Here is a 16,297-nt window from a genome sequence, read left to right as displayed (position 1 = left end):
GCATTTGGATTAAAAATGAACGTTCAATTTCAACATATACTCCGGCCCGTATTTCAATGTCCGCTGTCCCCCGATCATCGAACCCACAAATCTCGGATCAACCCCTTCCTTATTCGCTTTCCAGCAATACGGGTTAGACACCTGCACGCTCAACATACATTGTTTCAACTTCAACGGGCTTACTATCGAACTTGGCAAATTATAACTCAACGTGATATCGTTGATATAAATGTACGACGCGTTGATAATATTAATATCCGCCGCCGGGTAGTACTCACGAACGTGTCTGGACTCCCCTACCGGCAACCATCTGGGTACATTCGTATCATCCCCGGCCTTTCTCCAAGCATGCTTCATATCCTTGTGAATCGGGTTCTTCCAAATATCCCCATTCAAGGCCTGACTATACAATAAACGTCCGCTGATATTCGTACCGGGAACATCATCTCTCATCTTGTGTCCCAAATTATAAATAATCTGTATCGAAAGAGTCAAGTTTTTATACGAGAACGTGTTGGAAAGACTTCCGGTAAAAGGAGGCTGGGCCGTTCCGGAATGTACGAGAGCATTAATATCACTGATTGCCTTATCAGTCGCCTGCCCGTTCTCATCATAGACCGTCGGTTCCCCGATCTCGTTCAGTCCCGCCCATTTATACGAGAAGATACTGTACGCCTCATATCCCTGTATAAAAACAGGCTGGTAGGTACTGATATACTGCGTGATATTCGGTTCCACGTAAATATCGACAACTTTATTCCTATTATAAGCAAAATTGAAACTGGAACTCCATTTAAAATCATTCTTTGCAATATTGATGGAACTCAACATGATCTCGATTCCCGTGTTCCTCATCTTACCGATATTGGTTGAGATCGTGGCAAAACCTCCTGTCGGGTCTATCGTCTGTTGTCCGATAAGATCATTTGTATTCTTCCGGTAGAAATCAACCGAACCGCTTAACCTGTTTTGCAAGGTAGAAAAATCTATTCCCAAATTGGTGATCGTCGTTTTTTCCCATTTCAGATTCTTCAAGGCAGGAGAAATAATATTCATCGAACTTTGAGTCTGCCCGAACGAGAAGTTCCCATATCCCGCAGAACTAATGATGTCGTAAGGTCCCCCGACTTCAGAATTCGGCGTGTTACCGGCAATTCCCCGGCTGATTCTAAAAGTAAAGCGATCGAACAAGTCCCTGTTCCAAAAATCTTCATGATGCAAGTTCCATAGCACCCCGACAGACCAGATCGGTTTGTAACGAATATCCGTACCGAACAAATTTGCCTGATCAACACGAATACTGGCATTCAGCCCGTATTTACTCTTGTAATCATAAGCCGCATTCGCGTATAAAGAAAAGAAACGCTTATCGTATTTCACGTACCCGGTCCCAAAACCGTTCGTGAAACTTTGCTGTGAACTCGTCTGGCTATTCGGGTCAACAATCGTTCCTCCCGTCACCCCGGCAATCATTTGCTGTTCGTTAAGACTTATATGCTGCTTGGTGTTTTCATTATAGCCATAAACGATACGATTGTCTATTTCATGAATATTTTTACGGATTTCCGTTCCCGCAAGCATCGTTATATTGTGTTCATCCCGGATACTCAAATCATACGAAATCTGATTCCGCACAATCCATTCGATCGTGTTACTCCATGTTTTATCCTGAATAGCGCCAACAGGAACACGGGAAACCGATCCGGCAGTCAGCGGGGTTTGTTGTGCAATCAGATTTCTCACTTTAAACGATTCCGCTTTGTCCAACTTCTCGACTTTACCATACCCGTTCTGGTATTGAAACTGAGATTCGAACGTCAACCCGTCGTAAAGTTTTATATCCAACTTTCCTTGTATTCTGGCATTGAATACACTCTCTTTATTTTTCTGAAAATCAAGCTCATTCAACAACACATAGTCATAATGCATCATGTTCCGTTTATCCAACTCCTGACCTGTCCACGCAACGGCCTCATCGCTATAAAACATATGCATTTGCGAAGTCGGATTCCCGTCAGCATCTTTCAATCGCTCGTAAGGAATCATACCCACCGCATCGGGAAGATACTTGTACTTTTTGTTCATATATGAAATATTGGCCCCCACGGACAACTTTAACCACGAAGTCAAGTTGAAATCATTCTTGGTATCAATGATCAAGCGATCCTCGTTCACCGTTTTTTGCTGGGGTTTTGTATTCCTGTAATTCACGGAGAGAAAATAAGCCGCTTTATCACTTCCGCCATATAAACTGATGTTGTGCTGGTGAACCGTCTTCCAGCGGTAAAGATAATCCTCGATCTGTTTCCTATTATCGGAATTCCGAAGTTTATCCAATTCTCTCTCAACCTCTGTCGCGGAGTATTCACCCGTTTCTCCCTTGTATAAAATTCTTTCCACGGGAGTAATTATCCCGTACCTGCCCAACACGTTCGTACCGTAATTCGTTTTCACCGGGTCAAACACGCTCACGGCAAAGTTCACGTAATCCCTAGCCCGCATGTAATCGAGATAATCGAAATCCGGTAATCCCTGTAATTGCAAAGACCCCGTGTAGCTGATCCGTGTTTTCTCTTGCAATCTCCCCCGCTTTGTCGTTATAACAATCACTCCATTGGCTGCTCTTGCCCCCCAAATGGACGAGGCTGTCGCATCTTTCAGCACACTGACATTCAACACGTCCTCCGGGTTCACCGTTGCCTCCAGCGTGTTTAGCTCCATCGACATTCCATCCACGACAAACAAAGGCTCCCGGGAACTATTGATGGATGTCGCACCCCGCAAAAGGTATTTATCCGTTCCGGACGGATTCACCACGAAACCGGGAATCAACCCGTTCAACCGACCAATGATACTGGGATCGCTTTTCAGGCTAAGCTCCTCTCCCTTAACAACCGAGAAAGAGCCGGCACTCCGTTCCTGTGACAACTGGTAGTAACCGGTAATCACCACCTGCCCCAGTTCCTCCGTATTGGGCAACAACACGATCTCAAGCGGCTTATTCCCGTCCACCACGATCTCCCGTGTTTTCATACCCACGAAAGAAATCACGATCGTGATATTCGGCACGTCCTCCGTCGATAAACTGAAATTTCCATTAACATCCGTGACAACGCCCGTCAATGTCCCTTTAACGAGAACGGTTGCTCCCGGTAAAGGCGCCCCGGTGTCATCCTTGACAATTCCCGTTATACTCCTTTTTTCTTTTTCCTGTTGAGCGTGGATCGAAATCTTTTTTACCACGATCACTTCATCCCGGTATTTATAAGTAAATCCTTTAGGTTCCAACACTTCCGTCAGGATCTCATTCAACGGCTTGTCCACGATGTCCAGTGTGATTTTTTCCTCATTCTCGAAAAGCTCGGAATTATAAAGAAAAGATAATCCTGTCTTGTCCTGAATAACCTGAAAGAACTCTTCCATGCTAGCTTTTTCCAACTTTAAGGAGACCTTCATGTGCTGCGAAAAAACACTCGCCGAAAGATTAAAACAAAACACAAAAAGAAACAAAACATTGAGTTTCATGATTTTTTTCAATTTTTGATACGCTAAAGCCGACGTGCCGGCTTTAATTAATCGCTTTTTTTTCATACATTTGAATTGTATTTAGTTAATAATACATCAAAGAAGGCGGGCTACATCGGTGCAAAAGATTACAGTCCGCTTTCTTTTATTTAGTATAAGGTAATCTCGTTACCTTGTATCTTGTAATTTACCTCCCCGGTTTCCCGTAGTAATTCCAGGAACACGTTGATCGTGTCGTAACGCTTAAGATGCCCCGTAAAAAGAAGTTCTCTCGATTGATCGGATTCAAAAACAATAGAAATATCATACCAACGTTCAAGATCCTTGGCAATTTGTTCCAAGCTCTTCCTGTTGAACACGTAAAGGCCATCCTTCCACCCCGTGTATTCTTTCGTGTTCACGATGTTCTTCTCCAATTCTCCGGAGACACGGGCAACCAACTGTTCACCCGGCTTTATTTCGACCTGCCGAGAACCGGAATAAGTGACCTTCCCGCTTACCAACGTGGTTGCCATATCCTCATCCGGGTAAGCTTTCACGTCAAAAGAAGTCCCGTGTACCCGGATTTCACCCAAAGCGGTTTCGACAATAAACGGCTTACTACCCGATGAAACATCAAAAAAGGCCTCTCCCGCCAATATCACCCTTCTCTCTTTGCCCACAAACTTTACCGGAAACTTCAAACTCGTTCCGGAATTGATCCAGATCTTCGTTTTATCATCCAGTTCCACGTAAAACTCCCCCTTTGCCGGGGTATATAATTCATTATATATCAATTCCTGAATATCGGAGGAGTACCGGATAGAACCGTCCTCGTAGGAGATATGTACGCCCTCCTGTTCATGTTGTACCAAAGATTGTTTATCCACCTGTACCATCCTGCCGTCTGCAAGGCGTAATTGCGCTTGTTTTGAACCGGGCATGATGATTTTCTCCGTCGCATCCCGAATCATCCTATTTTCCACCTTATTGGCCCCACCATCCTGCAAATACCACGTAACGGCTACCACCAAAAGAAACACCGCAGCCACCGCGGACAAGCGATAGATCATTCTCTTTCTCTTCACATGGCGCATACCAGCAACACAAGACTTGAATTCTTTATACCCCTCTGCATAAGGGAATCGCTTATCCTCCTCCATACCTTCCACAAGTAACCGATGATCCATCCATCTCTGGTAAACTTGTTCCAAGGTCTTATCCTCCAAAAGACAATTCAATTCCTTTTGCCCCACCTCGGATATATCTCCCACATAAGATTTCTTAAATAGAGTAATGGCTCTTTCTAATCTTTTATCCATACAACTTTCAATCATAATTTCACTCTATATAGTGAACGACATTTGTTTTGGTATGACAAGAAAGTTGATTTTTTCTTATCTTTTTTAAGCCGACAGACGAAATTATAGCCACAGACGACTAAAGAGGAAGATTTTGTCCGGCCAATAAAAATAAAAGATAAAACGAACCGCCCAATTTTGAACGCAGATACTTGAAACTCCTATTTTTCTGAGTTTTTACCGTGTGTATGCTTATTCCCAGTTTATCCGCGATCTCCTTCCCGGAAAGTCCCTCCAAACTAAGATGGATGATCTTACGCTGTTCCTCCGGTAATTCCTGAATACAAAGGCGTAGTTGACGAGTTAACTCCTCCTGCACTGTCAGGGCAAAATGCTGGTCGGAAATCTCGACTTCCTCTTCCCCGTAAGATTGTAACAACGTGTGATGAAGACGCTCCGTCCTAAGATATTGAATAGCATTCGTGTACACCGCTTTGTACAAATAACAAGTTAACTTCTCCATGTGAGAAAAGTGAAGATCGGCTTTCCAGATCCCAATCAGCGAATCCTGCACCACGTCTTGCGAAACAGATTCATCCCCCACTATTTTATACACGTAACTACACAAGGCAGTATAATAATCCCGATAAAGATACTCCCAGGCCTTTGTGCTTTTCTTGTTGAATCCGTCCAGATAATCTGCCATTGAATTCATATTTAATGCAAAAATAACATTTTGCACTATTTTTCTCAGAATCGTTCACCTTATACTTCCTAAAAATTAATGCTCACGACTACTAATCACAAAGGTAACGGAATTTTTTATAAATTCGTCCCTCAAATACTCAAACACAAATTTTATAAAAATGAGAAAACTATTCCTACTTCTATCTTTAGGTGTTTTTTTGTTCTCTTGTAAAGAGGCCAAGAAAGAAACGAAGCCAAGTCCCTATCAAGCGCTTGCAGATCAGTATGCTGAATTCCCGTTAACAACAGATTTAAACCAATTGACCGAAAACGAGAAGAAAATGATTCCCATACTTATCGAAGTTGCCGATATCATGGAGAACATCTTCTGGCAAAACGCTTATGGAGATAAGAGTGCATTGATGGCACAATTCGCTCAGGATTCTGCCGCTCTGAAATATCTTTCCATAAACTATGGTCCTTGGGATAGATTAAACGACAACAAACCTTTCATCGACGGCGTGGGAGCAAAACCTCTTGGAGCAAACTTCTACCCGGCTGACATGACGAAAGAAGAATTCGATGCACTGGATGATCCTCGCAAAACGGACTGGTATAGCGTTATCCGTCGGGATGCAGCCGGAAAGCTTATCGTGCTTTCATTCCACGAAGCTTACCCGGAAGAAGTGGCAAAAGCATCCAAATTACTGGAAGAAGCTGCCGCACTAGCCGAAGACCCGGGATTGAAAAACTACTTAACATTAAGATCAAAAGCCCTTTTGGACGACGATTATCTGGCCAGCGACCTAGCTTGGATGGATATGCAAAACAACACCCTAGACTTCGTAGTAGGTCCCATCGAAACTTATGAAGACCAACTTTACGGGTATAAAGCTTCTCATTCCGGACAAATCCTCGTGAAAGACAAAGAGTGGAGCAAACGCTTGTCTGAATACGCTCAATACTTGCCCAAATTACAGGAAAATTTACCGGTTCCTGCCAAATACAAAAAGGAAAAAGCAAATGCTAACCCGGACATGAACGCTTACGACGTGATTTATTACGCCGGAGATTGCAATGCCGGAAGTAAAAATATCGCTATCAACCTGCCGAACGACCCGAGAGTACACGCGGCAAAAGGAAGCCGTAAACTGCAATTGAAAAACTCCATGCAGGCTAAATTCGAGAAAATGGTTGTGCCGATTTCCAAATTGTTAATTACGCCCGATCAACAAAAACACATTAGTTTTGATGCTTTCTTCGAAAACGTGATGTTCCACGAAGTCGCTCACGGGCTGGGAATTAAATACACGCTGAATGGCAAACAAGACGTTCGTTCCGCCCTGCAAAACTATTACACCTCTATTGAGGAAGGTAAAGCGGACATCCTTGGGTTATTCTGCGTGACCAAACTTGCAGAATGGGGAGTATTGGAAAACAAAGACCTTATGGATAATTACGTGACTTTTATCGCCGGAATCTTCCGTTCCGTTCGTTTCGGTGCTGCCAGCGCCCACGGAAAAGCCAACATGATGCAGTTCGCCCATTTCATGGAAAGCGGAGCTATCAGCAAGGATGAAACCACGGGATACTACACCGTAGATTTCGAAAAGATGAAAAAAGACATCGAAGTGATTGCCGGAGAGTATATCACGATCGAAGGAGACGGTGACATCCAGAAAGCTAGTAAATTAGTGGCAGAAAAGGGTATCGTTCCCCCGACTTTACAGAAAGACCTGGATCGTATCGCAGGAGCTAACATCCCGAAGGATATTTTCTTCAAACAAGGAACTAAAGTTCTAGGGTTATAATCCGGAATGATATTATACAAAATACCCAAATTCAAAATCAACATGAACTTGGGTATTTTTATTATTTCAAATATTCACGAAAGAAAGATTCTATCTTGTCAAAAGGAATAACATTTGCCTGATTATCGTACAAATCCACGTGGCTTGCACCGGGAATAATCAAAAGTTCCTTGTTATCACCTTTCAATTTTTTGAATGCATCTTCACTAAAATAGCGAGAATGAGCCTTTTCACCATGAATCATAAGCACGGCATTCCGTATTTCATCGCTGTAAACCAACAAGGGCATATTGATAAATGAAAGTGACGATGTCTTATTCCAGCCATTATTGGAATTAAGTGAACGTTTGTGGTAACCACGCAGCGTTTTGTAGTAAGCGTAATAATCCTTCACGAATTGCGGGGCATCATCCGGTAATGGATCGACCACTCCCCCGGCTAGTTCATACGTGCCATTCTTGGCATCAAGTGTACGCTGGGCATTGAGTTGCCGACGAAGCTCATACCGTTGGTCGGCATCCATCGCGTCAAAATACCCGTTGGCATTCACACGGCTCATGTCATACATCGTGGAAGTAACCGTAGCTTTAATACGCGTATCCATGGCGGCAGCGTTAAGAGCCATACCACCCCACCCGCAAATACCTAAAATTCCAATACGTTCAGGGTCAACATCATCGCGAGTCGAAAGAAAATCAACAGCAGCACTGAAATCTTCCGTGTTAATGTCCGGCGAGGCCACGTACCGGGGCTGACCTCCGCTTTCACCCGTGTAGGAAGGATCGAAAGCGATCGTCAGAAAACCACGTTCCGCCAGCGTTTGCGCGTAAAGCCCGGACGATTGTTCCTTGACAGCCCCGAAAGGACCGCTCACCGCAATGGCAGCCAACTTTCCCCCGGCATTTTTCGGTATATACATATCCGCAACAAGCGTGATACCGTAACGGTTACGGAATGTCACTTTCTCGTGAACAACCTTGTTGCTCTGTGGAAATACTTTATCCCATTCTTTCACTAATTCTAACTTTTCCATATTCTTCTCTTTTACTTGATTTGTACTTGTTTGGCCGCTTACGATTGTTCCGGCAAGGAACAACATTCCTGTTGCTACAATTGTCTTTATACTCATACTATTTCAATTTTAAATTTCATATCCATTACTTCTGATTTTATGATGTAAAGGTATGAGATTCAATCGGTATGGATTGTATACAAATTACCGTAAAAATAACCACTTTTACGGTTTCTATTGAGGGTGTGTCAAAAGGTATTTTATCCTCAAAAAACTCCTCCGTCACTTCGTGCCACCTCCTCTACAAACAGAGGATGAGCTGGTGACTCTTCCCGAATATAGATAGCATTTCAACTCTTCTTCTGTTTATAGAGGGAAATCGGCGAGTAAACGAGAATAGACAGCGAGTTTACTCGTTGTCTGTCGAGCGAGAGCCGATTCGAGACTGCTTGCAAGCTCAATACCCCGAAGGGAGGAGGGAGTTTGAAAAATGACTTTTGACACACTCTCCTGTAACTAAACGACTCTTCACGACGATATAAACGAAAAAAAGAAACATGAAGAAATTATTTTCCAGTACCATATTCAAATTAATCATCGCCGTCATTATCGGGATTCTTCTCGGATTCGTCGCTAACGAGGGCTTTATGAACTTTGTCGTTACCGTGAAATACATCCTCGGGCAACTGATCTTCTTCATGGTTCCACTTATTATTTTAGGATTTGTTTCCTACTCGATCGCCAAGATGAAAGATAACGCCTCCAAAATGTTGTCTCTGGCTCTCATCATCGCTTATCTTTCCTCCATCGGTGCAGCCTTCTTTGCCATGGTCTCCGGGTACACCCTGATCCCACACCTCTCCATCGAACCAGTGAAAGAAACCTTACGACAATTACCGGAATTAATCTTCCGCCTTGATATACCCCCTGTTGTCAGCGTGATGACCGCCCTCGTACTGGCCATCATGATCGGTCTGGCCACAGTGTGGACCAAATCGGAAGTGTTCGAAAACCTACTGGACAATTTCCAGAAGATGGTGTTGTTACTCATCAACCGCATTCTTATACCCATCCTCCCCTTCTTCATCGCGGCCAATTTCTGCGCGTTAAGTTACGAGGGTGCCATCACGAAACAACTCCCCGTGTTCCTTGGGGTTATGGTTATTGTTATCATCTCCCAGTTCGTGTGGCTTTCTTTCCTGTACGTCCTTGCCGGGGCCATCTCGAAAAAGAATCCTTGGCAGGTATTGAAGTACTACGGCCCCGCCTACCTCACTGCCGTTGGCACGATGTCATCGGCCGCCACGCTGGCTGTCGCGTTGAAATGTGCCAAGAAAAGCCCGGTATTAAAAGACGATGTTATTGATTTCGCCGTTCCCCTATTCTCGAATATCCATTTATGCGGCTCCATCCTAACGGAAGTCTTCTTCGTGATGACCGTATCACTCATGCTTTACGGCTCGCTCCCGTCATTAACCGTCATGATCCTGTTCATCATCCTACTCGGCATCTTCGCCATCGGGGCTCCGGGAGTTCCCGGTGGAACTGTGATTGCCTCGCTGGGAATCGTGATCTCCGTTCTCGGATTCGATGAGGCCGGAACAGCCCTTCTACTAACTATATTCGCTTTACAGGATAGTTTCGGAACAGCCTGCAACATCACGGGAGACGGGGCATTGACATTAATCATGACAAAAGCATCCAGCCACCGTTCTACAAAACAAAAAAGTATTAATAGTTAGAAATCACCTTCCGCCAAGAAACACGACATATTACGAATTCCATCAAGAAAACGAGAAACGACATCACCACGATAGCTCCCCAGATTCCAAACCATGACAACCGCATAGCCAGCGTATGCGCTCCCCCGACAAGAACCAGCATAAGCATCAGTACAATAACCCGCAACATATTCCGCCCGGAATCCACGGAACTTTTCTCTTTCGAGAATGGAAAAAGCATCCCGGAAAACCATAGATAAATGTAACTCACCAACGTACTCACGACCAGAATAAACAACAGGTCCGAAAGAATCGCCCAGTCCAGCATCGCAACAAAAATCCCGCAGAGCAACACGTAAACCGGAAGATAATATTTCACGAACAAAGCCTTGAAACACCCGAGGATCAAGGCCCCCGGACGCTCCAATGGCTTGGAACGATAAAGCCAAAGTAAATCACCCTTATCCGTGATTGACATATTCATCTGGATTCCGATACTAATCATCGCCATCATGTAAAGAGGCATATAATAAGCAATGCCGCCAGCTTCCTCCTGCCGTCCCTGGTATAAAAAGAAAACTGCCAAGAACATCGTGTAAATCATCATGGGCAAAACACCTTGTCTGAACTTCAAATTATCACGGGTCATACGCCATCCCAAGACAAACCCGGTCACCTGCATCGGGCTCCGACCAAACACCCGTGCTAAACCGTAAAGCCATCCCTCCTTTCCCCCCTTACGTTTCTTGCTCACGGGTGAGTACGAATTCAACACACCCGCTTTTGCCGCAAAATAAGGAGCAAGATAAGCCACCGTGATATAACCAAGCACGACAACAAGCCCTACCCCGATCAACGCCAGCAACAAGGCGGGTCCCGTCGGTTGCTTAACCATCACCGTCAAGGACATAAAATAACAAGGTGGCGTAAAATACATCCAAGTCCCCGGCTGAAACATATCCAATTGAATATTATGAATTAACTGCCCGACCAACTGGTAGCTCAAAGCCACCCCGGCAATCAACACCACCTGAACATAGCTCATCACCCGCTGAAACCTCTCCACGGAAATAAAGCGCATCACCCCGAGATAAATAACATTAGCAAAAAGCAACGTGAAAATCGTGTTCAGAAACACTGAAATAATGAAAAAAGCCCCGGACATCACCCCTTTCCAAAAACAGACAATCACCAGTGGGATCACCGACATACAACCGGAAAGAAAAAACATGTACACCAACATCGACACGAGACGAGCAACCAGTATCGTTTTAGAATTCACGGGCAAACGCTGCAATATATGATTATCGTTCCCGTCAAAAAGAATCCGGGAATATTCCATCATAAAACTCATCATCAACATCAGAAACAGGTACGACTGGAATAACAAAAGCGACACCCCAAAAGCTCCCGACGCTATTCCCGTCAAGAAAAAGATCGGCCCGCAAATTCCGAGTAAAATTCCCTGCCTCATCAATGCGTTCGACGCATTTTTCTTGTTCCGTCCACTCCGGTCAATCCGGTTATCCACCGTCAGTTTCACCGTCACGATGGCCAGCATCCGGTCGAAATCAACGCCCATACGGGTAAACACCCCTTGAAAGAGTCGCAGAATTTGTGTCACCACCCTAATCATGACTCCCTGTTTTCAAAAGCGTTTACAATCTGTTCCGCTTTTTCCGACTGCCCCGTGGCTCCTATTAACTTCGTGAACAATCCCTCCAAAGAACTCGTTCCGGCCTCCTCCATCAACTCCCGAACCGAACCGTTAGCGATAATCGTACCCTCATTAATCAGGATCACCCGACTGGCTATTTTCTCCACCACATCCATCAAATGTGAACAATAAAAGATCGTTTTCCCCTCTTTTGCCAAACGAGCAATGACCTCCTTCACGATAATCACCGCGTTAGCATCCAACCCATTCAAAGGTTCATCCATGAAAATCACTTCCGGGTTATGCAGCAATCCCGAAATAATATGCACCTTCTGTTTCATCCCCTTCGAGAAATTCACCATTCTCTCGTCCCGGTTCTCCCTCATTTCGAACAACGAGAGCAACTCGTCAGCCTTCCGGTTCACCTCCTTCCGGTCCAGCCCGTACATAGCTCCAATAAACTCCAAATACTCCATCGGGGTCAAATGCTCGTACATCACGGCATTCTCCGGGATATACCCGATCCGTTTCTTCACCTCTATATCATTTTCCCGAACATCATACCCCAACACGTCCACCTTCCCTTCAAAATCCTCCAGTAACCCGCACATAATCTTCACGGTCGTGGACTTCCCCGCCCCGTTACTCCCAAGGTAACCGATCACCTCTCCCGACCGGATCTCCATATCGATACCCTTCAACACGTGTAAAACCTCTTTCCCCTTGGGAAAACTCTTTTTCAGACCGGTCACCCGGATCACGCAATCATCTGCCATATACTGACGTTATTAATTATTCTCTGAACACATCATGACAAAGATAAAGGATAATTTAAGAAATGAGCATAAAAATTCCCCAAAAGCAAACACCTTTGGGGAACTCTCTTGGACATCACTCGCCGGATAAGCCTGCGCTAGCAATGACGGTTCCACCATTGGGTTCGTTCTTCATCCAACGAAATCAATACCCCATGCTTACCCATTTCATCCACAGCAATAACTAATCCTTGCACTCCATAATTCTTTATTTAAGTAACTTACGGCTGCTATTGTCACCACTTTCCAATATACTCATTTGATGAATGGCTATTTGGTTTAGCCTAACAAGACGCTCTCTTTGTGTCATACACTGTTCGATAAACACTGCATTCAGGTTCTCCATATTCGACAAGCAAATCAGTTCGTTGATAGTAGCATAATCACGGATATTTCCTTTCAGTTCGGGATTGGCTTCCCGCCATTGTTTTGCCGTCATACCGAACATTGCCACGTTCAGGACGTCGGCTTCATTGGCATAAATAATGCTCACTTGTGCCGCTGTGACTTCTGCCGGAATAAGGTTTTTCTTTATAGCATCAGTGTGTATGCGGTAATTGATTTTCGACAATTCACGCTTCGCCGACCAACCGAGTAGCCTTTGCTCTTCAGTCTTTAATCGTTGGTATTCCTTAACAAGAAGTAATTGGAATTTAGGAGAAATCCACATACCGAAATGGTATGCAATATCCCGATGTGCGTACGTGCCGCCGTAGCGACCAGCTTTAGAACGGATGCCGATTGCATTCGTCCGTTCTATCCACGTTTTCACCGAAAGCACGAAATTGTTGCTTCCCGCCGCATTTTTAATTGTACCGAATTCGGTACAATTAAAATCAGGATTATACAGCATTTCCCATTCTCCAAGGTATTCGATCGTGCTTTTAAGACTAAGCCAACGGAAGATAATATGCTCTTGCAGTTGACTTCTTGCCATATCCGTAAGGCTGATGTAGTCTTCTTCATCGTACTTGACAACACTAATGTCTGTATTTTGAACGGTAATTTTTGCCATTGTAATTGATGCATTAAGTTTCAATCACAAAAGTCGCTATAATTTATAAGATTATATCCTTTTTAATTGATTAAAATAAAAATAGCAAACCTGCAAATCGTCATTATAAATTGCAATCAACCTGACCACATCCCCTAAATCGCAACCAACTAATAACTGACATCCCGTTTCATCACTCGCTTAATCTGCCTCATTCCGGGCAAACGTCCCACCGTGTTCCGATTCAGATACCTGTAACTCAAAAGCATCAGCAAAAAGAAAATTCCGATAATACACGTCCAGCCATAGAGTTCCTTCACGCTGACCAACATCACCTGCCTCATCGTCTCGCCATAGAGCTGTCCCGTCGGGATATGAGTGGCAACAGGATTCACCGCATCCAGATCGGCAGCCAACAACTGATAGTTCCCCGGCAGAACGTGTTGCATCACCCGCCCATAAATCGCACTTCCGAATGCCGAACCGAACCCAGTCCGCACGAACCCCAGCAAAGACAACACTTGAAAGAAGTGCTGGAACGGCACGAATCCTGAGATATAAACCGTCAACGATATATAAATCATCACGTACCCCGCCCCTCTTAACAACGTCGGCAGGTAAAGCCATTCAATATTCATCCGCGGATCGACCAGAAAATACATGAAACACTGGTATATCACGATCAGTGCGAACCCGGTAAACACGGCCCTTTTGTAGCCCCCATGCAAGCGGGCGTGCCAGTAATAAACTGCCAAAGCTCCCAAAACGATTCCCAACAGGTTCCACCAGTTCAGAGATACCGAATTCAGCACATCATATTTCAAAATACTCCCGGTAAATATATTTTGTAGAATGGTTGGCGTCGTCTGCAAACAACAGAGAACCAAAAAGGCAAGCAATATCGCCCCCATATTCCGATACCCCAGCGCCTCCTTCGTGATATAAGGATGTCGCAACGTGTGCATCCGGTTAATATTCAACAACAACGCCACGACCGCCACCACGATCCCCGAACGGATATAAGGAGAATACAACCAATCATAAAACTTACCATATTCAAAAACGAAAGCCAACGCCAAAAGAAAGATCGCCCACAAAATACCGCCCAACCAATCTATCCCGTACAACGGCAAAGCTTTCATAAACCGGAAATGGCGGGTAAACAGAACCGCGCACAACCAAACGACAAGCAATAACCCAATAATCAACCCATGCATATATCGCCAGTCAGCCCAATAGCCTAAATAAACAGTCACCAACCCCGACAACTGGATACTTCCCAACACGATAAGATACACGACCGGAAAGAACACCGCGAAATTACGGGTCGGCGTGATACTGAGTTGCACGCTCGACAAACACTCGAACGTCCCCCACATACGCAACATCCCGGCAATAAAGCAAACCCCGACCAGCACCGGGAGACTCCCCGTACTCATCGTGATCAAGTTACAAACAATCAACGCCGGGCAGACCATCAAGAAAATCGACCGGGACGTGAAACGAAACTTCAAGCGAAAAAGAATAGGAAAAACAACCGTTGTCCCCACGAACGAGGCATAACCGGCCATCATAATATCCTCCTGCATCAACGCCAGCGACCCAACCATCTGCGAAACGGATGCCAAATAAATTCCCCCACTAAATTGAAAGGTCACGGCAAAAAACAAACAAAGAAACACACGTACCCGATCCGGGACAAAATCCCGGAACATCATGATACGTGTCGGTATATTCGGTGCAGACATCTTCTCTAGTAATTAACCTTACATTCCACGTTCATCCCGGCACGCAAGCGGTTCATATCCTCCGGTCTATTCGTCCCCGTGAATTCAATACGAACCGGGATACGTTGTTCCACCTTCACGAAATTTCCGGCAGAATTATCCTGCGGAATCAGCGCAAAAGAAGCTCCCGTGGCCTCCGAAATTGACGCGACACGCCCCTCAAACCTTACTCCCGGAATAGCATCCACCTCGATCTCCACCATCTGCCCTTCCTCCATGCGAGTCGTCTGCGTCTCCTTGTAATTCGCGATCACCCATTTCTCGGTCACATCCACGAGATTAACCATCGTCTGCCCCGGTTGCACGAGTTCCCCCTCGTGTATATTCTTACGCCCGGTCACCCCATCGGTCGTGGCCAGAATCACCGTGTACGAAAGATTCAGTCGAGCCAAATTCAACGCGGCCTCGGCAAGCTTGATATTCGCCTCGTTCTGTTCCAAACGCTGCGTTTGTTCCTGTTTCACCAGTGAAACCGCCTGTCTCTGACGAAGGATTTGCTCGTAGCGGGCCTTTGTCGCCTCGAACTCAGTCTTCACTTGATCAAATTGCTGCACGGTAACCGCCTCCTGTTTCAACAACTCCTTGTAACGCTCGTAGTCTTTCTCCGCATTCGCCAATCTCACCCGTGCTTCCTCGATCCCGGCATCCGTCACCAGAACATTACTCTGCGCCGCATGAACCGTCGTGTGCATCGCATCCATCCCGACCAGCGCGTTCCGGTAATCCGCCTCCGCCTGTGCCAACCGCAGGCAATACTCGGCATCCTCAATCACCACCAAGGTATCACCTTTACGCACACGCTGGTACTCTTCAAAATATATCTTCTTGATAAATCCCTGTACACGGGTATTTATCGGGGTAATATGTTGTTTCACCTGGGCATTATTCGTGTATTCCACCCGTCCCAAATGAATAAAACGACTGGCTACCCAACAAATACCGACAACAATAACAAGGATTAAAACCACGTTAGGAATCAATTTCTTTCTACTTGTACTCATAACTGAA

General features: G+C 45.1%; 11 protein-coding genes. 2 read left to right on the top strand and 9 right to left on the bottom strand.

Features of this window, described 5'->3' with window-relative positions; genetic code table 11:
- Positions 1–9: 9 nt before the first annotated feature.
- The 3 genes from AB5542_RS00360 to AB5542_RS00350 form a co-directional block, all read right to left on the bottom strand.
- Positions 10–3,591 (bottom strand): SusC/RagA family TonB-linked outer membrane protein, encoded by a 3,582-nt coding sequence (locus tag AB5542_RS00360; protein WP_279038628.1) that lies wholly within the window; start codon positions 3,589–3,591, stop codon positions 10–12.
- Positions 3,592–3,674: 83 nt separating this feature from the next.
- Positions 3,675–4,826 carry a FecR family protein gene (locus tag AB5542_RS00355; RefSeq protein WP_279038629.1) on the bottom strand — a complete coding sequence of 384 codons (1,152 nt, stop codon included), beginning with the start codon at positions 4,824–4,826 and terminating at the stop codon, positions 3,675–3,677.
- 118 nt (positions 4,827–4,944) lie between these two features.
- Positions 4,945–5,511, bottom strand: a complete 567-nt coding sequence (locus tag AB5542_RS00350) for an RNA polymerase sigma factor (protein ID WP_229128147.1) — start codon at positions 5,509–5,511, stop codon at positions 4,945–4,947.
- Between the two features lie 160 nt (positions 5,512–5,671).
- Between AB5542_RS00350 and AB5542_RS00345 the strand changes: the two genes are divergently transcribed.
- Positions 5,672–7,303, top strand: a complete 1,632-nt coding sequence (locus AB5542_RS00345) for a dipeptidyl-peptidase 3 family protein (protein WP_279038630.1) — start codon at positions 5,672–5,674, stop codon at positions 7,301–7,303.
- 61 nt (positions 7,304–7,364) lie between these two features.
- Here the strand turns inward: AB5542_RS00345 and AB5542_RS00340 are convergent, their stop codons facing one another.
- A complete protein-coding gene (locus AB5542_RS00340; RefSeq protein WP_279038651.1) occupies positions 7,365–8,402 on the bottom strand; it encodes an alpha/beta hydrolase in 1,038 nt (345 codons plus the stop codon).
- A gap of 470 nt (positions 8,403–8,872) precedes the next feature.
- Here AB5542_RS00340 and AB5542_RS00335 point away from each other — a divergent pair, with 470 nt between their 5' ends.
- Positions 8,873–10,057, top strand: coding sequence for a dicarboxylate/amino acid:cation symporter (locus AB5542_RS00335; protein WP_117774671.1), 1,185 nt, complete (start codon positions 8,873–8,875; stop codon positions 10,055–10,057).
- Here AB5542_RS00335 and AB5542_RS00330 read toward each other — a convergent pair.
- The 5 genes from AB5542_RS00330 to AB5542_RS00310 all read right to left on the bottom strand — a co-directional run bounded on the left by AB5542_RS00330 (position 10,047) and on the right by AB5542_RS00310 (position 16,290).
- Positions 10,047–11,672 carry a hypothetical protein gene (locus AB5542_RS00330; protein ID WP_279038631.1) on the bottom strand — a complete coding sequence of 542 codons (1,626 nt, stop codon included), beginning with the start codon at positions 11,670–11,672 and terminating at the stop codon, positions 10,047–10,049. The two genes, AB5542_RS00335 and AB5542_RS00330, sit on opposite strands and share 11 nt — an antisense overlap.
- Positions 11,669–12,469, bottom strand: a complete 801-nt coding sequence (locus AB5542_RS00325; RefSeq protein WP_279038632.1) for an ABC transporter ATP-binding protein — start codon at positions 12,467–12,469, stop codon at positions 11,669–11,671. The genes AB5542_RS00330 and AB5542_RS00325 overlap by 4 nt, the downstream gene beginning before the upstream one ends.
- Before the next feature lie 247 nt (positions 12,470–12,716).
- Entirely contained in the window at positions 12,717–13,523 is an 807-nt protein-coding gene (locus AB5542_RS00320; RefSeq protein ID WP_279038633.1) for a KilA-N domain-containing protein, read from the bottom strand.
- Positions 13,524–13,672: 149 nt separating this feature from the next.
- Positions 13,673–15,250: a hypothetical protein gene (locus AB5542_RS00315; RefSeq protein ID WP_279038634.1), complete on the bottom strand. Its 1,578-nt coding sequence runs from the start codon at positions 15,248–15,250 to the stop codon at positions 13,673–13,675.
- A gap of 5 nt (positions 15,251–15,255) precedes the next feature.
- Positions 15,256–16,290, bottom strand: coding sequence for an HlyD family secretion protein (locus AB5542_RS00310; protein WP_279038635.1), 1,035 nt, complete (start codon positions 16,288–16,290; stop codon positions 15,256–15,258).
- Between the last annotated feature and the right edge of the window lie 7 nt (positions 16,291–16,297).

Source organism: Butyricimonas sp. RTP31003st1_G1_RTP31003_210430 (assembly GCF_040920905.1).
Taxonomy (GTDB): Bacteria; Bacteroidota; Bacteroidia; order Bacteroidales; family Marinifilaceae; genus Butyricimonas; species Butyricimonas paravirosa.
The sequence above is the reverse complement of the archived record's forward strand: the minus strand, read 5'-3'. Positions and strand labels throughout refer to the sequence as shown.

Coding starts and splice junctions, on each gene's coding strand:
- AB5542_RS00335 (WP_117774671.1), top strand. CDS start 8,873: ATGAAGAAATTATTTTCCAGTACCATATTCAAATTAATCATCGCCGTC.
- AB5542_RS00320 (WP_279038633.1), bottom strand. CDS start 13,523: ATGGCAAAAATTACCGTTCAAAATACAGACATTAGTGTTGTCAAGTAC.
- AB5542_RS00325 (WP_279038632.1), bottom strand. CDS start 12,469: ATGGCAGATGATTGCGTGATCCGGGTGACCGGTCTGAAAAAGAGTTTT.
- AB5542_RS00355 (WP_279038629.1), bottom strand. CDS start 4,826: ATGGATAAAAGATTAGAAAGAGCCATTACTCTATTTAAGAAATCTTAT.
- AB5542_RS00330 (WP_279038631.1), bottom strand. CDS start 11,672: ATGATTAGGGTGGTGACACAAATTCTGCGACTCTTTCAAGGGGTGTTT.
- AB5542_RS00310 (WP_279038635.1), bottom strand. CDS start 16,290: ATGAGTACAAGTAGAAAGAAATTGATTCCTAACGTGGTTTTAATCCTT.
- AB5542_RS00315 (WP_279038634.1), bottom strand. CDS start 15,250: ATGTCTGCACCGAATATACCGACACGTATCATGATGTTCCGGGATTTT.
- AB5542_RS00340 (WP_279038651.1), bottom strand. CDS start 8,402: ATGTTGTTCCTTGCCGGAACAATCGTAAGCGGCCAAACAAGTACAAAT.
- AB5542_RS00350 (WP_229128147.1), bottom strand. CDS start 5,511: ATGGCAGATTATCTGGACGGATTCAACAAGAAAAGCACAAAGGCCTGG.
- AB5542_RS00345 (WP_279038630.1), top strand. CDS start 5,672: ATGAGAAAACTATTCCTACTTCTATCTTTAGGTGTTTTTTTGTTCTCT.
- AB5542_RS00360 (WP_279038628.1), bottom strand. CDS start 3,591: ATGAAAAAAAAGCGATTAATTAAAGCCGGCACGTCGGCTTTAGCGTAT.